The organism is Acinetobacter celticus, assembly GCF_001707755.1.
GTDB classification, from domain to species: Bacteria; Pseudomonadota; Gammaproteobacteria; order Pseudomonadales; family Moraxellaceae; genus Acinetobacter; species Acinetobacter celticus.
The window spans coordinates 201,085-223,665 of record NZ_MBDL01000001.1; the positions used below are offsets into that span (position 1 = coordinate 201,085).

Genomic DNA, 22,581 nt, shown 5'->3' on the forward strand with positions numbered 1-22,581 from the left:
TCTTCTTTTAAAGAAGAGAATGCACTGTGTAGAATACATTCAAGACAGCGCATTTGCTCAGTTGCGCAACTTAGGAAATTGTTTCTTTGTCTTTCTTTTGTGCGCGAAGCTGTGCCACCAAACTCTGCATATCTTCAGGCAATGGTGTTTCAATCACTGGATAACCAGGAATTTCTAAACGCATAGCATGTAGACACAAACGACGTGGTTTAGGGCCTTTATATTCCGTTTCATGACCGTATTTATCATCCCCAATTAAAGGATGACCAATACTTAAACCATGCACACGAATTTGGTGTGTACGACCCGAAAGCGGTTGTGCATACACCAACGTTGCATGCATAAAGCGCTCTGCCACATTCCACTGCGTTTTAGAGTCTTTGCCGTCGTTAGACACTCGCACGCGACGCTCACCATTGGCCAATTCATAACGCAATAAAGGCGCATCAATTAACTGTCGGTCTAGGCTAACTTGCCCTTTCACGACGGCTGCATAGGTTTTCTTAATTTTATGTTCGCGTAGTAAATCCTGTAGTGTTTTTAAGGTACTGCGTTTTTTACTGATCATCACCAGACCCGACGTATCGCGGTCAATACGGTGAATCAGCTCTAAATATTTCTTACCTGATGCAGCTCTTAAGCCTTCAATCAGGCCATAAGCCACGCCACTACCACCATGGACTGCAATACCCGATGGCTTATTTACCACCATTAAGCCTTCATCTTCATACACCACACGGCTCAATAAGCTCTGTGCAACTTTATCTGACACAGGCGCATCGGCTTCTTCTTTTTGCTCGTAGCGGATAGGTGCAACACGAATTTGATCGCCAAGCGCCAGTTTAGTTTCTGCTTTGACGCGCTTTTTATTGACACGAACTTGGCTTTCACGGATCAAGCGGTAAATGCGACTTTTCGGCACACCTTTTAGACGGCTAAACAGGAAATTATCAATCCGCTGACCGACTTGATACTCATCGACTTCAAACCAAGTGACGTTTTGCCATTGCTGTGTAGAATTCATACAGTTACTGTGATCCAAAAAATACCGAAATTGATTAAATATTGACCATTTAGGCTATGCTTTACACAAGAAACATAAGCTTAGCCCATAGGCAGATGGTGCAAGGTTTGATATAGTCAGCGCACGGAAACCATCGTAAGTGAGTAAAAGTGGGTTCTTTTCAGATTCATCTGAACATGAACATTCAACTCAATACTCACCTTAAGCGGGAAGGTCCCTAAAGAATTATGCCGACGCCGAAGGCTTATTATATCGGCAAAAACCGCAAACTGTTGCGTTTAATTGTACCTCAAGTACATAAATCAGTTTGCCCCAAAAAAATATGTGACCAATTTAAAGTTGGTTTTTTAAACGTAAACTGATACACATCAGATTAGTCGCACCCTGATACCAAATTCAGGCAAAAGCGTTTGATGTATTGGATCTGCACAATTTGTAAAGATACGATGATAATTCCGTATCAAGACGCTCTATCAATATGAAGGGATGATCTTCGAGCAATGTGACAGTGAAAGTAATCACATCCAATACACCGCTTTACTGCCAGTGAGTTTATTAGGTGACTTTAATCGTTTAAAGATTGAAGCCGTATTGTCATCATCAATACGTGAATCATAAACCAAAGCCATCAAAAGGCTGGTAAAAAAACTCAGACCGCAAGCGGTTAATTTGATGTCTGAGTATTGATCCGTGATGTTTGATGTCCGCTACGTGTATAGCGATGTTTTGTTGTGTATCACTATTAGGTGTTACACCCATGAAACGTATGTTGATTAATGCAACACATGCCGAAGAAATTCGCGTTGCACTCGTCACTGGTCAGCGTCTTTACGATTTTGATTTAGAGAACCGCACCCGTGAACAAAAAAAATCCAATATCTATAAAGGTCACGTGACTCGCGTAGAACCTTCATTAGAAGCTGTGTTTGTAGAATATGGTGCTGGCCGTCAAGGCTTCCTGTCTATGCGGGAAATTGCCAATTCTTACTACAAGGCAGACCCACGCCAAACATCGAATATTCGCGAATTAATTACTGAAGGCACAGAGCTTTTGGTTCAAGTCGAAAAAGAAGAACGTGGCAACAAAGGCGCAGCTCTTTCTACGTTCATTTCGCTTGCTGGTCGTTATTTGGTTCTAATGCCAAACAATCCGAAAGGTGGTGGTATTAGCCGTCAAATTTCAGGTTCAGTACGTGAAGAACTAAAAGAAATGTTGGCATCATTAAGCGTGCCACGTGGTATGAGCGTGATTGTACGTACCGCAGGTATTGGTCGTTCTCAAGAAGAGCTACAGCTTGATTTACAACATTTGTTAGACCTTTGGGCGCAAATTCAAAGCACCTCAAGTTCAGGCCCATCACCAATGTTAGTCCATCAAGAAGCAGGTGTAGTAACACGTGCCATTCGTGATTACTTACGTGACGATGTTGCCGAAATTCTTATTGACTCTGAGCAAGCCTATAACGAAGCCTACAACTTTGTTAAAGCAGTAATGCCTCGTCAAATTGATAAGTTAAAAACCTATACACTCAATGAGCCGTTATTCGCGCATTTTGGCATTGAAAGTCAAATTCAGACCGCTTATGAACGTGAAGTAAAACTTCCGTCAGGTGGCTCAATTGTTATTGATCAAACTGAAGCTTTGGTATCAGTTGACATCAACTCTGCAAAATCGACACGTGGTCACGATGTTGAAGATACGGCTTTAAATACCAATTTAGAAGCAGCCGAAGAAATTGCACGTCAATTACGCTTACGTGATATTGGTGGTTTAGTGGTGATCGATTTTATCGACATGACCAAAGACCGCAACCAGCGCATGGTTGAAGCAAAACTACGTGAAGCAACACAAAGTGACCGCGCACGTATTCAATTTGGCCAATTGTCACGCTTTGGCTTAATGGAAATGAGCCGTCAACGCTTACGTCCATCATTAGAAGAAGCAACAGGCTATGTGTGCCCACGTTGCCACGGTACAGGCATGGTACGTGACTTACGTTCACTATCCTTGTCTATTATGCGTAAAGTAGAAGAAATTGCGCTACGCGAACGCCATGGCGAAGTACAAGTTGAAGTACCTGTAGAAATTGCAGCCTTCTTATTGAATGAAAAGCGTCATAGCTTAGTATATCTAGAGCAAACATCTGGTGCTCGTGTTACCGTGCTTCCTCATCCGCACTTAGAAACACCGCATTACGAAATTTCGTACAACCCAGAAGGCTTTGCACCAACCAGCTACGAACGTACAGAAGCAACACGTTCAAGCGAAAAAGAGTTGGGTTATGAAGCAGCTGAGTGGCATTTAGAAGGTGAGCAAACTGCCCACGCCTCTATACAGCCACAAGACAAAGGCCAACCAAGAAGACCAAACAAACCTGTATCTGCGCCACAGCAACCACAAGTTGCCGTTCAAGCACCTGCGCAAGCCGTTGCTAGTCCATGTGCATGGTTAGAAAATCTGTTTGTTCAAAAGCAAGCCACTACCATTGATCAAAGTCGCACTGCAAATAACGCAGCGGCAGCCATTGAGCAAATGGTCAATGGCGGTGCAGTTAGTCGTGGCCAAATGGGTCAAGTTTCAACCAGCGTAGCACCCGTTGCGACAAGTGTTCCTGCAAACACAGGTGTTCCTGCGAACAATGCCTACTTGACACCATCTACCGTAGCACTTAAATCTGAAGGTCGTGAAGCTGAAAAGCCCGTTGCTGATAAAGACGAAAGAGTGCAACGTAACAATAAAAAGCGTACCAACAACACGACTCACAATAAACCTAAAGAAGTTCGTGAGCAGTTGCCTCAAGACAATACAGCACATCAAGTACATGAAGAAATTGTACAAGTGTCACGTCAAGAGCAACGCCAAGAAGCACGTGAAAATAAACGTAGCTCACGTCGTCAACACAATGGTGAGCCACTACAACAAGAGGTTCAAAACAACGTTGAACAGCAAAATGCTGTCCCACGTCGTGACCGTAACAGCCAACGCCCGAACCGCCCAAATCGCCACCGCGACCAAAGCGTGTTAAATGAGCAAGCACCTGCACCACAACAAGCACCGACAGAAACAGTCACCCCTGTTGTAACGCATCAGTTAAAAGCTGAAGTTATTGATGTTCCACATCAAGACATCATGCCGACTGCATTGGTGGTCAATATTGATCAAGCACAAAGCGAAATCATTGCACTGACCCCAAAAGCACAACCGACTGAAACAGTAAAAGCTGAAAAGCCTGCAAAAACAGCTCCACCGGCGGTAGAGAAGGCAGAAAAAGCACCTGTTGAAGCCACACCTGCAAAACAGCACGATAAACGTGAAGCGGCGAAGCCTCACCAACAACAGCCAGTAAAACGTGCCAGCAATGATCCACGTCAAAATCGCCGTCAACAACGTGAAGCGCAATCTCGTCAACCAGTAGCACCCAAGGTTACACCCTCACAGGTACCAACCCTTTCACAGTACACGGTCGGTAGCTTAATTCGTCATATCTATGGTGATGACTGCTCTGTTTTGATTGAACAATTTGGTCTTATTCCAACGTTTAATCGTGCATTGTTGAAGTTTACCGAAGAGTACGCTACAAGTTTAGCAACGCCAATCAGCACTGAGACAGAAAAGAAACCTGTAACACGTGATGTTGAAGTATCTAAATCTGCACCTGAGGCAGAACCTGCACCCGTGCTGGATCTACACCCACCACAAGCAGTTTCAGAAAACCGTGTTGCCAACGACCCGCGTGAGCGTCGCCGTTTAGCAAAACAAGCACTGGAACAAGCCAAACAAGCGCATCTTGAAGAAGCAACAAAAGCTCTTGTAAAGACGGAAGCTGAAGCACCTACACCAGTAGTTGCTGCTTCAGAAGCGCCAGTTGAGGTGGTTGTAGCAGAACCAGAAATGGGCACTGAACCTGTAAGCACTGAAAAAACAGACGAAGTGATCACTCCAGTTGACGTACCTGCAGAACCTGCACCAACAGAGCTTCCTATAGCTGCACCTCAGGCTGAAGTTGCGACGAAAGAAACTGTAGAAAAAGCCACTGAAGAAACTCAAGCAACTGATAACGAAACATTATCAGAAGCTGATCAGGCAAAAATAGATGGTGAAAAACCAGCCCGCCCGCGTCGTCCACGTGGCCGTCCACCTAAAAAAGCCAATCCGACCACTGAGCAATAATTTGCTCAGTTGCAGGTAAATAAAAAAATCCAGTCATTTCAATGACTGGATTTTTTTTGATACTTTGGTCAGATTAGGTTGATTGCACTAGAACGAAACGATTAAAAGACATCTGTGGATTGAATAAAATTCTGTACAGAAATTAACAATACTGGACGACGAAAAATAAATAGGATGACTATGAACCAAACAATACAACACGATCTCATTGGAATGACCGAGGTCGTAGCAAAAATTCCGAGCTTTATCTCTAAAGTTCCAAACCTGTTAAGTGGTCTAAAACAAGCCTATTTACGCACCCCTAATAGCCCTGCAGGTTTAGGCATTGCCTTTGAAAAAGCAGTAAAACGCAATCCAACAGGATATGCGCTTTTATTTGAAGATCAAAAATATACTTACACAGAACTCAATCAATGGGCCAACCAAATTGCTCACTACTATTTAGCCTTAGGTGCTAAAAAAGGTGATGTTATTGCGGTGATGGTAGAAAACCGTTCTGAATTAGTTGCAACCATTGTTGCTTTAGCCAAAGTTGGCGTGACAACTGCGCTCGTCAATACCGCACAAATTGGTAAAGTACTGGCACATAGCGTCAATCTAGTGAACCCAATTGCGCTTATTGTGGGCGATGAATGCCGTCAAGCAGTCGATGATATTCGTCAAGACCTCAATTTACCTAAAGATCGCTTTTATTGGTTTGCCGATCAAGCCACACGTCAAAATGTCGGTAGAGCACCACAAGGCTATATTAACCTTGCTGAAGCAATTCAATCTTTCCCAACATTTAACACCCCAACGACACACAGTGTAAAAGGTAAAGACGGTTTATTTTATATTTACACATCTGGCACGACGGGCTTGCCTAAAGCGGTAATTTTCACCAATAGTCGTTGGACTTTGGCCTATGGCACTTATGGCCATGTGTTGAATTTAAATACCGATGACGTGATGTATGTCACCCTACCGCTCTACCATGCCACTGGCACGGTGGTGTGCTGGTGTGGTGTTATTGCAGGAGCATCGGCACTGGCTATTCGTCGTAAATTCTCAACATCGTCGTTCTGGAAAGATGTCCAAAAATTTGATGCCTCTGCCATTGGTTATGTCGGTGAACTGTGTCGCTATTTGATGGATGCCCCTCCTTGTCCGCTAGAAAAAGGGCATCGAGTTAAAAAAATGATTGGCAACGGCATGCGCCCCAACATTTGGGACAAATTCAAACAACGCTTTGGGATTGAAGAAGTTCTGGAACTCTATGCATCTAGCGAAGGCAATGTCGGGTTCAGCAATGTGTTTAATTTTGACAACACGGTTGGCTTCTCTCCGACCCCATATGCCATTATTCAATTTGATAAAGAAAAAAATGAGCCCGTTCGCAATGCCAAAGGCTGGTGCTTAAAAGTCAAAAAAGGTGAAGTCGGTCTATTGGTCGGTAAAATTACCCGTCGCTCACCTTTCGATGGCTATACCGATGCTGAAAAAAACAAATCTGTCATCCTTAAAGATGTATTTAAACAGGGTGATGCTTATTTCAACACAGGCGATTTAGTCCGTGATATTGGCTTCCGTCATGCACAGTTTGTAGACCGTTTAGGCGATACCTTCCGCTGGAAAGGTGAAAATGTATCGACCACAGAAGTGGAAAACATGGTCAGTGAGTATGAAAAAATTGCTGAAGCTGTGGTCTATGGCGTAGAAATTCCAAATACCAACGGTCGCGCAGGCATGGCAGCCATTACCTTAGCCGACCATGCAGAGTTAACTGCGGAAGACTGTCAAAAAATGGCAACAACATTTAAAAAATGCTTACCCGCCTATGCTGTACCCTTATTTTTACGGGTACAAACGCAAGTGGAAACCACAGGAACATTCAAATATCAGAAAAACAACTTGAAGGAACAGTCTTTTAATCCCGAAAATACCGATGAGCGGATTTTAGTCCTCTTACCAAACAGTGACGCTTATTGCGACTTGAGTGCAGAGATTTTTGACAACATTCAAGCTTATCAATACCGTTTTTAAGCCTAATTATTGCCTGTTTTATCAATAAGACAGGCAATTTGTTGTATTTATAATCAAACAAAAAGAAAATCGCATTTTTTTACTTGCGCTTGAATGAGATCTTGCTACAATACGCTCCATCAAATGAAGTGGTGTTTGAAATTTATTTTTCTTGCACTGCATATTTAAGCCTAGCTTGAATATTGGTTCAGGGTCGTTAGCTCAGTCGGTAGAGCAGTAGACTTTTAATCTATTGGTCCCGCGTTCGAATCGCGGACGACCCACCACTTTATTGATATCTTATGATGGGTCGTTAGCTCAGTCGGTAGAGCAGTAGACTTTTAATCTATTGGTCCCGCGTTCGAATCGCGGACGACCCACCATCTTTCTAAAATTCTCATTTTAGAATACAATTTGCAGTATCTCTAAGGGTCGTTAGCTCAGTCGGTAGAGCAGTAGACTTTTAATCTATTGGTCCCGCGTTCGAATCGCGGACGACCCACCATTTTCTTAGGGCTTTTTCTTCCATAACAGAAAAAGAAATAAAAACTGCAAGTCTCGATCAAACCACACTGCTGGTTCTCTTTTGCTTTCATCAAAATTCTGCTAAATTTAAAACTTGTCCGTCATTTAAGATTTTTTACGTGCGTTCAGGGTTGTTAGCTCACTTGGTAGAGCAGTAAGACTCTTAATCTATTGGTCGCTGGTTCACAACCCACTAAAGTCCTATCCTCCTTATATTCTTTGCTATAACTGAAACAAACCCATGTACTGCTCTCAATGCTAGATTACTTTCTTTAAATATTGTCGTATTTTTCACCTGATGACTCTTACGAATTTTAGCTAAGGTCTTCATTAGATGGTTGTGAGCTTTAATTTTAAAATAAAAATTCATCTCACTTTTACGATGTAGCAAGACGTCCTTATGCTCAGAATTGCTCTCGCACCGGTTTTGTACAATTTGGCGTTTTAACAAATGATTTACCACAATGAATAATACTATGGCGCACTCTGCCATCTGATCAAAAATTCAAAATACACGCGATACTGCCCTTTTTTCATCGTGAACATTTGAGATGCCTTTACATATTTTTACCTTTTCTTTGAAAATACCCCTTTAAATCAGAGGCAATATCACCATTTTCTTAATATAAGCAAAATGATTTTAGCTTCATTCTATTTTAAAGTTTTAAGGAGACTTAAATGGCCAATGTTGGTTTATACCGTTCTAATCGCTCAAATATGATTGCGGGTGTGATGGGAGGTATTGCTGAACGTTTTGGTTGGAATGCGAATTTATTACGCATTATTTTTGTGATTGTATCCTGCCTGAGCGCAGCCTTTCCTGGCATTTTGGTTTATTTGGTGCTGTGGTTAGTGATGCCAAAAGAAAAATCATCTTATAACAATATGCATGGCTATAAAAAACCCGTGCGTACTGTAAGCGATGATCCACTTCGCTAAAATACGCTACAAGACTATCTCTTGGACTGTTTTTTGGTCGCTACGTACCTTTTCCCTAAAGGTTCGTAGCTTTTTTTAGTTTGTTTTTTTAATTTATTCCAACTGCTGACTGGCTAAATTTAGCTGTTGATTCAGTACAGCAATCATATCTGCACGGCTAATAATGCCGACCAGACGTTGCTGTTCAACCACAGGAATGTAGTTAAAAGAACGTTCGACAAAATATGGAATTAAATTTTGAATGGGTTGTTGTGGCTGAACCGTCACCACTTGAGGGTGCATGATTTGATAGACATGATTTTCCCAAGACGCATGAGGATCGGCAGCTCGCCTAAACCACTCAACCACATCATACAATGCTAAGGTTCCCACCAATCGATCTAAGTCCGTCACGACAGGTAAACTCATTAAATTCACTTGCTTGAATTTATCTAAGGCAGATTGAATATCATCTTCTGCACGCAATGAAATGACTTGTTTGGTCATAATGTCTTGGCAAGTAAATTGATTCACCGCACGGGCATTGGCCAGCTCTTGTGCTTCTAAAATAATTTTCTGTAAATCGTATTCACTAATATCTAGCAGTTCAGTTTGATGCTCTAGTACATTTTGAATGTCGGCAGGCTGAATGGTAACTTTTTGCGTGGGTGTAGGGCTGGCCGTACGTGTATTTAACTGTGCCTTTTGAGGGTATTGTTTCCCCAAAGCGCGGTTAAAGAAAATAGCCACAAACATCAGCAAAATTGAATTAAGTAAAACAGGATAGAATACAAATAAATACCCCAAATCATGCACAGCTTTACCGCCCAAGACTGCGGTAATTGCCACGGCCCCACTTGGTGGATGCAAAGAATCTGTGGTCATCATTAAAAAAATAGCAACAGCGACAGCCACACTAAATGCCTGGGTCAAATTAGGAATAAATAAAGCGCAACTTACCCCAATAATTCCAGCCAGTGTATTGCCCACCACCATATTCCACGGCTGTGCCAAGGGACTGGCGGGTACAGCAAATAACAGAACCGATGATGCACCCATTGGTGCGATATACCATGCGTTTAAGTCCCCAAGTACAAGCCAACTAATAAATGAAGACAGTAAGAGACCAATAAATGCGCCGAGACCACACAGTAAACGATCTTTTAGGGGAAGGACTTTAAAATTAGGTTTGAGCGTATTGAGCCAGTCTGCTTTAGAGTGAAACACTGTTTGCCTTACTGATTGTTTTAACGAATGGGGTATTATAAAGTGATCACCTCATAAGATGCATTGATTTTATATCTTTTGATTATCAGTTATTTTTTTAAGTTAAAAATAAAATTTGAAAAATATAAACTTAACCGTAATATAAAGATAAATTTATGACTTTATAAAATCAATGAAACACAATCGTAAAAAGTTCACTCAAGTATTTTGAATCATTTAACTCCCAATTGTTTCTAGATTTTTCTTTAAAACTAACTGAGCTTGCCGAAGATATTAAGCCAAATTGTTCAATAGAGATTAGACAAAAAATTGAAAATTTAAAAGTAAGTATCAATACTTAACCCTTTGCCACTCTCCTGCAAAATCCTTATACTTAGAGCCAATTTTTCTCTAATTTTAAGTGGATGACCATGAGTCGCGCCATATCACATATTGATACCTTCCAAGGCTTAATTCTTGCCTTACAAAACTATTGGGCTGAACAAGGTTGCGTTATTTTACAGCCTTACGATATGGAAATGGGCGCAGGCACATTCCACACAGCAACTTTCCTTCGTGCTTTAGGGCCTGAAACTTGGAACGCAGCTTACGTTCAGCCGTCACGTCGCCCGAAAGATGGTCGTTATGGCGAAAATCCAAACCGTTTGCAACACTACTACCAGTTCCAAGTGGTGCTTAAACCAAACCCAGACAACATCCAACAGCTTTATTTAGACTCTTTAAAAGCCATTGGTATTGATACTCTTGTTCACGACATTCGTTTTGTTGAAGACAACTGGGAATCACCAACACTGGGCGCTTGGGGCTTAGGTTGGGAAGTTTGGCTAAACGGTATGGAAGTGACTCAGTTTACTTACTTCCAACAAGTCGGTGGTATTGAATGTTACCCAGTAACAGGTGAAATCACCTATGGTCTTGAACGTTTGGCAATGTACTTGCAAGGTGTCGACTCTGTTTACGACTTGGTTTGGACTAAAGGTCAATTCGGTACAGTGACTTATGGCGATGTCTTCCATCAAAATGAAGTAGAACAATCGACCTATAACTTTGAATATGCCAACGTCGAAAAAATGTTCGAGCTTTTCGACTTTTACGAAGCTGAAGCGACGCGCTTAATAGAAGCTGAACTTCCACTGCCTGCCTATGAGCAAGTAATTAAAGCATCGCATAGTTTTAACTTGCTTGATGCACGTGGCGCAATTTCTGTGACTGAACGTCAACGTTATATTCTACGTGTGCGTACTTTGGCTCGTTCAATTGCACAAAGTTATGTGGCAGCCCGTGCAAAACTTGGTTTCCCAATGGCAGAACCAGAACTACGCGATGAAGTTTTAGCACAGTTAAAAGCACAAGTTGAAGCAGAAGCAAAAGTAGAATCTAAGGAGAGCAAATAATGTCTAAACATACAGTATTGTTCGAATTAGGCTGTGAAGAACTTCCACCAAAAAGCCTCAAAAAATTACGCGATGCATTAAACGCTGAAACAGCAAAAGGCTTAAAAGACGCAGGCTTAGCATTCGATTCAATCGAAGCTTATGCAGCGCCACGTCGTTTAGCTTTAAAAATTGTCAATCTAGACGGTGCACAAGCCGATACGCAAAAACGTTTTGACGGCCCCGCTGTTCAAGCAGCTTTTGATGCTGAAGGCAAACCGACACGTGCGCTTGAAGGCTTTATGCGCGGTCAAGGTATTACCGCAGATCAAGTGACAACGTTCCAAGCTGGTAAAGTTGAAAAAGTTTGCTACTTAAAAGATGTACAAGGTCAAAGCTTAGACGTTTTATTGCCACAAATTTTACAAGCTGCTTTGGACAATCTGCCAATTGCTAAACGTATGCGTTCAGCGGCAAGTCGTACTGAATTTGTCCGTCCTGTAAAATGGGTTGTTTTACTTAAAGATAACGATGTCATTGATGCAACAATTCAAGATCATCAAGCAGCTAATGTGACTTATGGTCATCGTTTCCATGCACCTGAAGCGATTACTTTAGCGCATGCAGATGAATATCTTGCTAAATTAAAAACTGCTTATGTGATTGCAAACTTTGAAGAACGTCAAGCCATCATTGACGGTCAAGTGAAAGCGTTGGCTGATGAAGTGAATGCGATTGCGATTGTTCCAAGTGACCTACGTGATGAAGTAACTGCATTGGTTGAATGGCCAGTTGCGCTTCGTGCGAGTTTTGAAGAACGTTTCTTAGCTGTGCCACAAGAAGCTTTAATTACCACCATGCAGGACAACCAAAAGTATTTCTGTTTGGTGAATGCTGATAATAAACTTCAACCGTATTTCATTACCGTTTCTAACATTGAGTCTAAAGACCCTGCTCAAATTATTGAAGGTAACGAAAAAGTAGTTCGTCCACGTTTGTCAGATGCAGAATTCTTCTTCTTACAAGACCAAAAGCAACCACTTGCGTCGCGTAAAGAAAAATTAGCCAACATGGTATTCCAAGCAGAACTTGGCACATTGTGGAACAAGTCTGAACGTATTGCCAAATTGGCCGTGGCTTTAGCGCCAATCACAGGTGCAAACCCTGCGGATGCTGAAAAGGCTGCGTTGCTTGCAAAATGCGATTTAACCTCTGAGTTGGTGGGTGAATTCCCAGAACTTCAAGGGATTGCAGGAACGTATTACGCACGTCTTGAAGGCGAAAACCATGAAGTGGCTGAAGCTTTAGGCGAACAATATTTACCTAAATTTGCAGGCGATGTTTTACCACAAACCAAAACAGGCACAACCATTGCCCTTGCCGACCGTTTAGACACGCTCACAGGTATTTTTGGTATTAACCAAGCACCAACAGGTTCTAAAGACCCGTTTGCTTTACGTCGTTCTGCCATTGGTATTTTACGTTTAGTGACTGAAAACAACCTTGATGTGTCGATTGAAGACTTAATCAAATTGGCTTTAGCGGCGTATGGCGATGTTGTCAAAGATCACGCTAAGACTTTGGCAGATGCTGTTAACTTCCTTGAAGGTCGTTACCGTGCCAAATATGAAGACCAAGGCGTTGCAGTTGATGTGATTCAAGCGGTTCAAGCCTTGTCACCTAAGTCTCCTTTAGATTTTGACAAACGTGTCAATGCAGTAAATCACTTCCGTAACCTGCCAGAAGCTGCGGCCCTTGCTGCAGCCAATAAGCGTGTTGCAAATATTTTAGCAAAAGAAACTGCGCCTACAGGTGAAGTGGTTGAAGCAAACTTGGTTGAAGATGCAGAAAAAGCATTGTTCGCTGAACTTGCAAAAATTAACCCAGTGGTTCAACCATTATTTGCTGCTAAAGACTACACCGCGGCATTGTCTGCACTTGCAGCATTACGTGCACCAATTGATGCATTCTTTGAAGGCGTAATGGTCATGGCAGATGATGCTGAATTGAAAGCCAATCGCTTACGTTTATTGGCTCAGTTACGTGACTTGTTTACGAAAGTAGCTGATATTTCGGTATTGCAGCACTAAAGTCTTAAGTGATTGTAATTTAAGAAAAACCCCGCTATAAATTAGCGGGGTTTTTTATTTAAAGTCACTATGCAAAATATCGAAGAATTAAGAGATAAAATCTTTTTACTACTAGGCAAGCATCTAATTCACTTTCAGACTGTAGAAATGAGATTAAAATCTTTATTAAAGCTTAATCGTACAATTACTTTTGAAAATGAGTCATCCCCACTAGTCATAGAGCCTTCTGTTAAAAATCAAACGTTAGGTGGATTAACTACAAAAGCCTTAAATTCAATTTTTGTAAGTGGAACGGAAGAAGAAAATAAAGTTATAGATGAAACGACAAATACATTGCGTATTGATATGAACATATCATTTAATTTATGCGAACATCGTCACCAAGAACTTAATTTTCAATTACAAGAATTTGTAGCGGATCGTAATTTTCTAGCACATCAATTTCAAGAAAAATTCAATTTATCAAAACTGGATGAATGCCAACAGGCAATCAACTACTTATTAGAATTGGAAAAAAAGCACAAACCATTTTTAGATCAATTTGAGCAGTATTGTGTAAGCGCACAAGAAGGAGTCGATACTCAAATCTCCTACTTAAAATCTAACTTATTTAAAACTCATTTCATTTTTCCTGCAGAGGAAATTTACAAGGAAATTCAAATATTAATAGACGATAATAATAAAAATGGCGGTTGGATTTCACTTACAACTATAGGTATATTAATTAGCAAGAAATTTCCTGATGCTAATAAAAAAATCAAAACAGAATATGGCTTCAAAAATCTTAACGACTTAATACTTAATAGCGGACTTTTCTTACTTAAAATTGAACCAACTTCAAAGGGTGAAAAAATATTGATTCAGTTAAATTATGGTGAAGCGACATTTAAAAGAATTGAAAACTAGTTTTTATAGCCAACTTTAATTTGAATCCCTATACTCAAACTAACAACACTCAACAAGAAAGAACCATATGAAACTTAAAACACTCATTTTGACTGGTCTTGCGGGTATCGCACTTACAGCATGTACAACGGCACAAAAAGTCCAACACCTAGACCTTGGCGTATTACAAGAAGTTAATAATTTAGACGTCTACCCCACTACCACCAAAAACAAAGCCAAACTGACTAAATTTGACGACAAATGCGTCATTGAATTTACAGGCAACCTAGAAGCAGACAAAGTCGTAGAACAATGGTCATTTAAAGGCTTAACCCTGATGACTGGCGGTTCAGCAACCTTTGCCAAAGACGGCACCAGCACCGCAAACAACTTTGACCTATATGCACCAGACGTACAAAAGAACTTTCTTTCACTACGTAGCAATTTCCATAAAGATGCTTTAGCACAATGTGACTAATCACACTTTATTTTCATCACCTGTTTCATCAATTTTGACAGGTGATGAAATATCTGGCACTTCAAAAAAAATAGAAATTCAAATAATAATAGACTTTCAAATACTTACATATTTCACATAGCACGATCTAAAACTTACAGAAATAAGCCAAACGTATTTTGCATGTAAACCCTTGTGTAACTTTCAACACAAATCAACTTTTTTAAAAAATTATCTCTAAAATAGATTTCTGTCTCAAACCTACTACCTCTACAACGCACGCAGGTATAAATGGAAAAACCCATGTAAATTTAAATCCCCCTGTGGCTTAGACGCATATTTTTTGGAAAAAGTGCATCTATAGCAACAAAATAACCTGATTTTAAGCATGTATCTTCTCCAGAGATCGCTTCAGGAAGGCCCATTTTATGGGCCTTTTTTTATTGCAGACTACTTTTACAAATGACTTTACAACCAAGCTTTTAAAAGCTGTATAAATTTCGTTGCATGTTCTAGTAACTCCAAAAAGCATGCCTATAATGATTCCTTATTTTGGGCTTCATCGCCTCTGCCAGAACAACATCGATAGAGGTGCCAACAGTATGCCAATTTTCAAAAATATCACTACATTTACACTTTGTGCAGGTATGGTTTTAGCCTCTGCCTCACTTTGGGCGCAAGATGCTTGCGTACAACAACCCACTGAAAAGCCTGTAAAACCTTACGGAAAAAATCCGAATATTTTTCACGTTTGGGCCTATAAAACCCAAGAAGGTGTATTAAATACAGCGGAAAAAGTCGGAACTGCTGCTGAACGAGGCATTGCTAAAGTTAAGCCTTCAGTCGGCCAAGCTTGGGACAATACCAAAGACATTGCAGGCAACACCGTACAAAAAGCCGATGCAGGTGCACAAAAAGCCACTCAAAGTGTCAATACTAAAATTCAGGAAACCAAAGAAGCCTTAGCTGGCAAACCTAGTCAAGTGGCACCCATTGAACAGCATAGTTTAAGTGAGTCATCATCTTCATTAAACAGCAATCAGGCTGTGCCTCATACAGCAATACCAAGCAGTTCGACCACCACCGCTTATCCTGTCACTGATTTATAAACCCATTTTCATCCCTTTCAATTTCAAAAAGCACAGTATTTACGCTGTGCTTTTTGAGGGGAAATTATTCATTTTCCAGTCAAAATAATCTGATTATCCGTTTACTTTACGAATAGCTAAACCTACTTTAAATGCTTCCGTATTTTCAATCATTTGCTGCACAATACGTTGACGGGCATCGACACTGCCCCATGCACTGTGTGGGGTAATAATCAAGTTTGGAATACTACTGTCTAGCAATACATTGCCCGCTTTTGGAGGCTCGACAGTCAACACATCTGTGGCTGCACCCGCAATTTCACCTGCACGTAATGCATCCGCCAAAGCTTGTTCATTCACTATGCCACCGCGTGCGCAGTTTATTAAAAAAGCACTTTTTTTCATTTGGCTTAAAGCTTTGGTATCAATTAAATCTTGTGTATCTGGCGTTAAAGGACAATGCAAACTTAAAAAATCGACTTGAGGTAACAGCTCTGACAAAGGCACACGTTCGGCCATTTCAGGGCGGTTCGGTAATGATGCAATCATCACTTTCATACCAAATGCATGGGCTAATTTTGCGACTGCTTTACCCAATTCGCCATACCCCACCAGCCCCAATGTTTTGCCTGAAAGTTCAATAATAGGAAAATCGAGCAAACAAAATTGACTAGACGTGTTCCAATTGCCCTGCTGCACAGCACGGTCATATTGACGAAAAGATGTGGCTAAATTGAGCATCAGCATGAGGGTATGTTGTGCAACTGCAGCTGTACCATAACCCTGACAATTACACACCGTTACCCCTTGTTGTGTGGCTTGAGCTAAATCAATATTGTTGGTGCCTGTGGCCGAAATTAAAATCAATTTGAGCTGTGTGCAGTGCGTTAGCGTGGTGGCAGATAACTGTACTTTATTGCTTATAATGACATCGACATGTTGTATACGTTCTATTAATTGTTCCTGAGAAGTACTTGGGTACAATATCAACTCATCAAAAACTGCATGTAGTCCACTGAAATCCAAATCATTTTTATCTAATGATTGATAGTCTAAATATACGGCCTTCATTGCATCCCCTCTTATAATCATCATCCATTGCGCTCAAATACAGCACATCAAGCATTTAAACCAAGTCAGTGCACAATTTCAAGGCAATATACCCATCTATAAATGAAAAACCCGCAACTTGGCGGGTTCATATTGGTTATTCGATCATGTGCGAAGAACAAAGCAAAGTTGAAGTTACGCTTTTTCTGGTTGAGAGATAAATTTACTGTACTCATCCAAACTTTCAATAAAGTCTACAGCACCAAATTCGTCCGTACTTAAATTAAGTGCTTTATAGCTAATTACATAATAATCGGCATATTTTTTCATAATTAGAGGATGCATACCAATCGACAAATCATCGTGCAATTCTAGTAATTTCATCATTTGGCGGTCATTCATCGTGACCAAATAAGGTTGATCATTCCAGTTAATTTGTACCAAACCATTGCCTTTGGCATAAATTGGAATCAAAAATTTATGATTTAGGGCAATAGCTCCCTTCGCATAACTTTCGACTTTTTGACTGATGATATTAAACACCAAACCATGTCCAAAACGGTCTTGCAATAAATTACGCTTTTCTTGTGGCATGTTAACTTCAATGCCCAGCTTGGCTAAATCTTGTTGATCGACCTGTTTATTACTGAACAACTCACGTAGCAATACTTGCTTTTGTTTGGCATCAAAAAACTGACCATCTAAAGCCAAGGCATTGGTTTTTAAAATATGACCTAAAGCTGAACGATGTCGAGGCAACAGATTTTCAATGACTTTACGATAATAAAATTTGCTGTTCTTTTTTACTTGGCGCATTTTTTTATAAAAATAACTGTCTTCAAAAGGATGCAGTAAAAAGTCATGAACCAGTTCTGAACTGGCTAAAACAGCAATCGCATCGTGGTCGGTATAGGGTAAATGCAACAAATGTGCATGGGGCAACACTGGTTTTAAATGCTCAACATGCACACGGTCAGCTGCATAATAGGGGTCAAAAATAATAATGTATTCACAATCCGCGGAAACATCTTCAGGCTTCACCTTCATATTGCCGTTTAGTTCTGGCTGATAGAACATGTTATAGCGCGTATCTTCCACATCATCGGGGTTAATTGAATATTGTGGCACCATGGCAACAACACGTTGCACATTGAACACATTCGAATATTTAATGGCAGCATAAGCCCCCATTGAACCGCCATACGCAATCCGCTTTGTAAAAGGTGCAATCACAGCCTGAATACTGTCCAACATGGCCAAAATAGATGACTCTGGAAACCACGATTTTTGCTTAGGCATAATACCAATGACGTTAAAATTGAATTTATGCAGTGACTTTTCTGCATTAATGTTTAAGCCTTTCGCACGCGTAATTAAATCTCCAAAGGAAAAAATTAATTCTTCAGATGAACCTTTAAGGAAAATGACACGAATTTGTTCATCTTCAAAAATAATTTGTTTATCCATCATTACACCGTTTTCAAGTCCTTGTGCATCATTCATCAATTTCAATACGTCGCCAAAAGTTAGCATGCAGGAGAGTATGCTATTTTATAGAGGAGTCAGGGATTAAAAAGTGCAGAATATGACACAATCACTCCATCCTGCAGCAAAAAAAGGGTTTAGCGCAGCTGCGGCGCTATATCAGCAAGTTCGTCCCAATTATCCTGCAGAAATCAGTCTCTGGTTGAAACAGCATTTACATTTAGGCATAACAGATACGCTAGTTGATTTAGGTACTGGTACAGGAAAATTCCTCCCGTATTTAAAAGCCATTAGCACCCAATTAATTGCTGTTGACCCAATCGCTGAAATGCTACAACAATTAAGCCAAGTACATCCCGATATTTCAGTCATTCAAGCCCCAAGCCATGCGATTCCTCTTCCAGAAAAGTCGGTTAAAGCTGTGTTTTGCGCTCAGTCTTTTCATTGGTTTGCAACCCATGAAACATTAGCTGAAATTCAACGCATTTTACAGCCCAATGGTTATTTAGTTTTAATTTGGAATCAGCGGGATATTCAAACCAATTGGGTCAAAGCCTTGGCAGACACGCTTTCGACACTGGAAGGTGACACCCCTCGTTACCACAGTGGATTATGGAAAAAAGCCTTTGAACAACAGACATGGTTTGAACTCGAACAACAAACCACTTTTAAGCAATTACATCATGGTACAGTTGAGCAAGTGGTTTCTAAACGTTTGCTATCGACCAGTTTTATTGCAGCCCGACCTGAAGCAGAGCAATACAAGCTGAAGTTACAATTTGAACAGACTGTTTTTGAGCTGACAGGCAAACAAGCACAGGATGAAATTGACTTTCCTTACACCACTTTTGTTTATGTCTTTAAGAAAATAACGGAAAAATAAGGTGCCCTATGCGATTTATACGAAATGCTTTTTGGCTCTCTGCATTGGTCAGTACGACGCTCCTCGTGACAGGCTGTGAGCGTAGCCAAGAAGCAGAAAAACCATCATCTGATATTAGCCAAGATGACCAAATCATGCGTGAATTGTCTTCTGAACCCGTCAAAGTATTTGCAAAAACCCCCAATGATGTTCATGACATTCAAGCATTGGTTGACTTTGATCAGCGCTTTACCGCGGTCAGCGATGAGATGGAAGATGAACTGATGCAAATGAAAGAAAAGGGTTCATTGACGCCTGAATTTGCCACCGCACGCAAACGAGACAATATTCACTCTGCACTCAACATGCTAAAAGAACTGGATTTAAAAACTGAGCAAGGCCGCTATATTCAAGGCTTGATGTATCAATATTGGGATCATCAAGGCAAGCTTCTCGAGTCCCAATCAAGTGCAGACAATAAAAAACCCAGTGAAAATATACAGGGCTTAGGTCAATTTATTCATGCACAGGAACAGCTAGAGCATTGGCAAACACAATATCCTGAAACAAAAAAAGCATCTCCAACACCATAAAATCAATCGACCACCATAAGGGTTCAATTGAACCCTTGTGCGTTAGATATTTTTAAGGTCGTTCTGCATATTGGGGTAAATCATCGGCAATCTGTTCCCATTCTGCTTTGGATGCGGTAAAAATATGGCAGACCGGTGACTGCGCAATTTTGGTGTCTAAAGTACCAATTCGTAAGCGATAAAAATCAGGCGTATCGGCTTTAATACTGATGATAGGCGAACCGCAATTTCCACAAAAACAGCGCTGTGTTCCCGCACTTGATGCATAACGTTTCAATACATCTTCACCTGCGGTTAACTTAAAGTCGGCTTTTGCAATCGGCGCATTGGTGGCGTAAGCCGTACCATTGGCTTTTCTACATTTTGAACAATGACATTGTACAATTTCACCTATTGCACCATTCAATTCATAGTGCACTGCACCACATAAACAACTGCCCGTATACTTTTCCATGACGCCCTTCTTCTTCTAATGACTAAAAACTCAATATGAAAATAGCATGTCTAGCCCAATAAAAATATTTTTAAGATGAAGCTGTTGCCGTTAAATAAGTATGCACGCCTTGCCCTGCTGCCCGACCTGTTGCAAAACAGGCCGTGAGTAAATAGCCACCCGTTGGTGCATCCCAATCCAGCATTTCCCCTGCACAAAATACCGCAGGATGCGTCTTCAATTGTAAATGATCGGTCAGCGCGTCTGGTCGAATCCCGCCCGCGCAACTAATGGCTTCTTCTATTGGGCGAAAACCTGTTAATGGCACACACAGCGACTTCATCTGCTTAGCCAATTGCTCAGGCTGATGCCAAAGTTCTTTGGTAACCAACTCTCGGACTAAATAGGCTTTTGCACCCTCTAGTCCAGCTTTACGCCATATATTGCTCAATGACTGTTTTTTACTGGGCTGTAATTTTTTCGCCAGTTGCTCAATGCTCTGATCTGGAAATAAATCTAAAAACAATTGCATCGGCTGGTGCTTCTTTGCCAGTTGACGCAGTGCCCGACCTTGCTTGTAAATTAAGCCACTTTCTAAACCATAATGGCTAATGACAATATCACCCGCGGTTTTTTCTGCCCCTGCAACCCATGCTTCAACCCGTTTGAGCGGTTCACCAAAAACAGGTTGCATAAATTTAGACCACGCAATTTCCACCCCTGCATTACTGGCTTGAAAGGGTTCAATTTGTTCAGGGCTTAACCATTGCTGCCACGCACCATCACTGCCCAGTTTTGACCAAGACACAGCACCACATGCCATCACAATGGCATCAAAATGTTCGGTAAATTCTTGGTCTTGCACCAAGTGTTTAAAGCTTAATTGTTGCTGCTTTAATGCAGTGATTTGATGGCGGTAATGAAATTTCACCTGATGTTCAGCCAAGCGTTTTAACCATGCACGAAGCAACGGGGCCGCTTTCATCTCCAATGGAAAAACACGCCCCGATGAACCAATATACGATTCAATGCCAAGGTCTTTCATCCAATGTTGAATCCAATTGGCATCCCATTGTCCTACCCAAGGCCCAAGCCATTCTGCCCGATCATAACGTTGCACAAATTGCTCAATGGGTTCTGCATGCGAAATATTAAGCCCCGTTTTTCCTGCCATTAAAAACTTACGGGCAGCCGAAGGCTTTTGCTCATACACATGCACCTCATAATCATATTGGCTCAGCACTTCAGCAGCCATAAGACCAGCGGGGCCTGCACCAATAATTGCAATGCGTTTACTCATTTACTTTGCTGCCACGTCAACAGACTGTCCAAGCAAAGGCTGAAAATCATCAAAGCGCGTCGCATAGGCTTCGGGCTTGCTCATAATCAGTTGCTGACAAAGTTCCCCACGTTCTAAATATTTAATTTCAAAATGTGTGCGTGCAGAATCTGCTGGAATCACTTCTTTTATAAACGGCAATTTCCAAACATCAATTAATTGTTGCTCTGCTTCGGCAATATATTCAGGAATATTACTGGCTAAGGTAATACTGCCCCCAGTTTTTAAACGCGATAGTAAAAACTCAAAAAAAGGCATATTCAACCAGCGCTGTGCAGGGTTATGTGGCTCTGGGTTGGGGTACAAAATAAAAAACTGTTCAACTTGTGCAGGAAACAATGCATGTACTACCCAAGGCAACGCATCGGCATGTACTGGTTGTAAATTTTTCGCACCTTCTAATACATGTTGCTTTTGCATGAAAAGAAATTTTTCACGTGTGCGTTCTACAGCAATTAACTGCTTTTCTGGGTTTTGACCACTAAACAGCAAAGCATGCTTGCCTTTGCCTGCGCCTATTTCCACACAAACGGGTTGCTGAGCAATGGCTTGAAAATCACGAGGCGCATGCATACGCTGTGCTTGAAATTGACGAATCGGCATAATCAGATCAAACTAATAAAAACGGCATAAGTCTAACAATTGTGACCGTAATTGCCTAATTGAATCATCTATTTTTGCTTGGAGCCTTTTTATGCCTACTACGCTGATTTGCCCGCGTTGCGGTAAAACAACCACTTGGGAAAATAATGAATATCGCCCATTTTGCTCTGAACGCTGTAAACTCATCGATTTAGGTGCATGGGCCAGTGATGAATACGCACTACCAACTCAAGATGCCCCACAAGCAGATCATGGTTCTGACAACGATTAACCATAAAACTGCGTTTCCTATTTTGATTCAAATACTTTTCATTGTGTCATCTAAGCGACATTAACTGTCGGTATCCTCACTTTATAAAAATGATGATTTTTTAAAGGGTTTCAGCATGAAACTGGGGTTCATGTATACGATGTGTTTCATCTTTGCAGTATTGGGTGTAAGTGGCTTATTTATAGG

Annotated in this window: 18 protein-coding genes and 3 tRNA genes; 14 read left to right on the forward strand and 7 right to left on the reverse strand. The window is 41.0% G+C overall.

Features of this window, described 5'->3' with window-relative positions:
- Positions 1–70: 70 nt before the first annotated feature.
- Entirely contained in the window at positions 71–1,024 is a 954-nt protein-coding gene (locus BBP83_RS00945; protein ID WP_068885552.1) for an RluA family pseudouridine synthase, read from the reverse strand.
- Positions 1,025–1,781: 757 nt separating this feature from the next.
- Here BBP83_RS00945 and BBP83_RS00950 point away from each other — a divergent pair.
- The 6 genes from BBP83_RS00950 (at position 1,782) to BBP83_RS00985 (ending at position 8,660) form a co-directional block, all read left to right on the forward strand.
- Positions 1,782–5,195: an Rne/Rng family ribonuclease gene (locus BBP83_RS00950; RefSeq protein WP_068885553.1), complete on the forward strand. Its 3,414-nt coding sequence runs from the start codon at positions 1,782–1,784 to the stop codon at positions 5,193–5,195.
- Between the two features lie 180 nt (positions 5,196–5,375).
- Positions 5,376–7,217 (forward strand): long-chain-acyl-CoA synthetase, encoded by a 1,842-nt coding sequence (locus tag BBP83_RS00955; RefSeq protein ID WP_068885554.1) that lies wholly within the window; start codon positions 5,376–5,378, stop codon positions 7,215–7,217.
- A 190-nt stretch (positions 7,218–7,407) separates the two neighbouring features.
- A tRNA-Lys gene (locus tag BBP83_RS00960) sits at positions 7,408–7,483 on the forward strand.
- A gap of 20 nt (positions 7,484–7,503) precedes the next feature.
- Positions 7,504–7,579: transfer RNA gene (locus BBP83_RS00965), tRNA-Lys, on the forward strand.
- A gap of 46 nt (positions 7,580–7,625) precedes the next feature.
- A tRNA-Lys gene (locus BBP83_RS00970) sits at positions 7,626–7,701 on the forward strand.
- A gap of 698 nt (positions 7,702–8,399) precedes the next feature.
- Entirely contained in the window at positions 8,400–8,660 is a 261-nt protein-coding gene (locus tag BBP83_RS00985) for a PspC domain-containing protein (protein WP_068885556.1), read from the forward strand.
- A 93-nt stretch (positions 8,661–8,753) separates the two neighbouring features.
- Here BBP83_RS00985 and BBP83_RS00990 read toward each other — a convergent pair whose 3' ends face one another.
- Positions 8,754–9,866 carry an HPP family protein gene (locus BBP83_RS00990; RefSeq protein WP_068885557.1) on the reverse strand — a complete coding sequence of 371 codons (1,113 nt, stop codon included), beginning with the start codon at positions 9,864–9,866 and terminating at the stop codon, positions 8,754–8,756.
- Between the two features lie 410 nt (positions 9,867–10,276).
- Between BBP83_RS00990 and glyQ the strand changes: the two genes are divergently transcribed.
- From glyQ to BBP83_RS01015, 5 genes are all read left to right on the forward strand, one after another.
- On the forward strand, positions 10,277–11,260 hold the full coding sequence (gene glyQ / locus BBP83_RS00995; protein WP_068885558.1) for a glycine--tRNA ligase subunit alpha: 984 nt from the start codon (positions 10,277–10,279) through the stop codon (positions 11,258–11,260).
- The gene (glyS, locus tag BBP83_RS01000) at positions 11,260–13,329 is read left to right on the forward strand and encodes a glycine--tRNA ligase subunit beta (protein WP_068885559.1); all 2,070 of its coding nucleotides are present in this window, start codon (positions 11,260–11,262) and stop codon (positions 13,327–13,329) included. The genes glyQ and glyS overlap by 1 nt, the downstream gene beginning before the upstream one ends.
- Positions 13,330–13,398: 69 nt before the next feature.
- Positions 13,399–14,235: an OST-HTH/LOTUS domain-containing protein gene (locus BBP83_RS01005; RefSeq protein WP_068885560.1), complete on the forward strand. Its 837-nt coding sequence runs from the start codon at positions 13,399–13,401 to the stop codon at positions 14,233–14,235.
- Between the two features lie 67 nt (positions 14,236–14,302).
- Positions 14,303–14,692 (forward strand): hypothetical protein, encoded by a 390-nt coding sequence (locus BBP83_RS01010; RefSeq protein WP_068885561.1) that lies wholly within the window; start codon positions 14,303–14,305, stop codon positions 14,690–14,692.
- Positions 14,693–15,273: 581 nt separating this feature from the next.
- A complete protein-coding gene (locus BBP83_RS01015) occupies positions 15,274–15,780 on the forward strand; it encodes a hypothetical protein (RefSeq protein WP_068885562.1) in 507 nt (168 codons plus the stop codon).
- A 93-nt stretch (positions 15,781–15,873) separates the two neighbouring features.
- Here BBP83_RS01015 and BBP83_RS01020 read toward each other — a convergent pair whose 3' ends face one another.
- Both BBP83_RS01020 and BBP83_RS01025 read right to left on the reverse strand, forming a co-directional pair.
- Positions 15,874–16,830 (reverse strand): 2-hydroxyacid dehydrogenase, encoded by a 957-nt coding sequence (locus tag BBP83_RS01020; RefSeq protein ID WP_068885563.1) that lies wholly within the window; start codon positions 16,828–16,830, stop codon positions 15,874–15,876.
- 174 nt (positions 16,831–17,004) lie between these two features.
- Positions 17,005–18,276, reverse strand: a complete 1,272-nt coding sequence (locus BBP83_RS01025) for a hypothetical protein (RefSeq protein ID WP_068885946.1) — start codon at positions 18,274–18,276, stop codon at positions 17,005–17,007.
- A gap of 118 nt (positions 18,277–18,394) precedes the next feature.
- On the opposite strand from BBP83_RS01025, the gene BBP83_RS01030 reads away from it, so the two are divergent.
- Positions 18,395–19,177 carry a class I SAM-dependent methyltransferase gene (locus BBP83_RS01030; RefSeq protein WP_068885564.1) on the forward strand — a complete coding sequence of 261 codons (783 nt, stop codon included), beginning with the start codon at positions 18,395–18,397 and terminating at the stop codon, positions 19,175–19,177.
- 8 nt (positions 19,178–19,185) lie between these two features.
- The gene (locus tag BBP83_RS01035) at positions 19,186–19,749 is read left to right on the forward strand and encodes a hypothetical protein (protein ID WP_068885565.1); all 564 of its coding nucleotides are present in this window, start codon (positions 19,186–19,188) and stop codon (positions 19,747–19,749) included.
- A 52-nt stretch (positions 19,750–19,801) separates the two neighbouring features.
- On the opposite strand, the gene BBP83_RS01040 is transcribed toward BBP83_RS01035, so the two are convergent.
- The 3 genes from BBP83_RS01040 to BBP83_RS01050 all read right to left on the reverse strand — a co-directional run bounded on the left by BBP83_RS01040 (position 19,802) and on the right by BBP83_RS01050 (position 22,130).
- Positions 19,802–20,203, reverse strand: coding sequence for a GFA family protein (locus BBP83_RS01040; protein WP_068885566.1), 402 nt, complete (start codon positions 20,201–20,203; stop codon positions 19,802–19,804).
- Positions 20,204–20,273: 70 nt separating this feature from the next.
- Positions 20,274–21,482 carry a TIGR03862 family flavoprotein gene (locus BBP83_RS01045; RefSeq protein WP_068885567.1) on the reverse strand — a complete coding sequence of 403 codons (1,209 nt, stop codon included), beginning with the start codon at positions 21,480–21,482 and terminating at the stop codon, positions 20,274–20,276.
- Positions 21,483–22,130 carry a class I SAM-dependent methyltransferase gene (locus BBP83_RS01050; protein WP_171258023.1) on the reverse strand — a complete coding sequence of 216 codons (648 nt, stop codon included), beginning with the start codon at positions 22,128–22,130 and terminating at the stop codon, positions 21,483–21,485.
- An 85-nt stretch (positions 22,131–22,215) separates the two neighbouring features.
- Between BBP83_RS01050 and BBP83_RS01055 the strand changes: the two genes are divergently transcribed.
- Positions 22,216–22,395: a DNA gyrase inhibitor YacG gene (locus tag BBP83_RS01055; protein ID WP_068885569.1), complete on the forward strand. Its 180-nt coding sequence runs from the start codon at positions 22,216–22,218 to the stop codon at positions 22,393–22,395.
- Positions 22,396–22,581 lie beyond the last annotated feature (186 nt).

Coding starts and splice junctions, on each gene's coding strand:
- BBP83_RS01010 (WP_068885561.1), top strand. CDS start 14,303: ATGAAACTTAAAACACTCATTTTGACTGGTCTTGCGGGTATCGCACTT.
- BBP83_RS01035 (WP_068885565.1), top strand. CDS start 19,186: ATGCGATTTATACGAAATGCTTTTTGGCTCTCTGCATTGGTCAGTACG.
- BBP83_RS01055 (WP_068885569.1), top strand. CDS start 22,216: ATGCCTACTACGCTGATTTGCCCGCGTTGCGGTAAAACAACCACTTGG.
- BBP83_RS01025 (WP_068885946.1), bottom strand. CDS start 18,276: ATGGATAAACAAATTATTTTTGAAGATGAACAAATTCGTGTCATTTTC.
- BBP83_RS01005 (WP_068885560.1), top strand. CDS start 13,399: ATGCAAAATATCGAAGAATTAAGAGATAAAATCTTTTTACTACTAGGC.
- BBP83_RS01045 (WP_068885567.1), bottom strand. CDS start 21,482: ATGAGTAAACGCATTGCAATTATTGGTGCAGGCCCCGCTGGTCTTATG.
- BBP83_RS00950 (WP_068885553.1), top strand. CDS start 1,782: ATGAAACGTATGTTGATTAATGCAACACATGCCGAAGAAATTCGCGTT.
- BBP83_RS01015 (WP_068885562.1), top strand. CDS start 15,274: ATGCCAATTTTCAAAAATATCACTACATTTACACTTTGTGCAGGTATG.
- BBP83_RS01020 (WP_068885563.1), bottom strand. CDS start 16,830: ATGAAGGCCGTATATTTAGACTATCAATCATTAGATAAAAATGATTTG.
- BBP83_RS00985 (WP_068885556.1), top strand. CDS start 8,400: ATGGCCAATGTTGGTTTATACCGTTCTAATCGCTCAAATATGATTGCG.
- BBP83_RS00955 (WP_068885554.1), top strand. CDS start 5,376: ATGAACCAAACAATACAACACGATCTCATTGGAATGACCGAGGTCGTA.
- BBP83_RS01040 (WP_068885566.1), bottom strand. CDS start 20,203: ATGGAAAAGTATACGGGCAGTTGTTTATGTGGTGCAGTGCACTATGAA.
- glyQ (WP_068885558.1), top strand. CDS start 10,277: ATGAGTCGCGCCATATCACATATTGATACCTTCCAAGGCTTAATTCTT.
- BBP83_RS01030 (WP_068885564.1), top strand. CDS start 18,395: ATGACACAATCACTCCATCCTGCAGCAAAAAAAGGGTTTAGCGCAGCT.
- glyS (WP_068885559.1), top strand. CDS start 11,260: ATGTCTAAACATACAGTATTGTTCGAATTAGGCTGTGAAGAACTTCCA.
- BBP83_RS00945 (WP_068885552.1), bottom strand. CDS start 1,024: ATGAATTCTACACAGCAATGGCAAAACGTCACTTGGTTTGAAGTCGAT.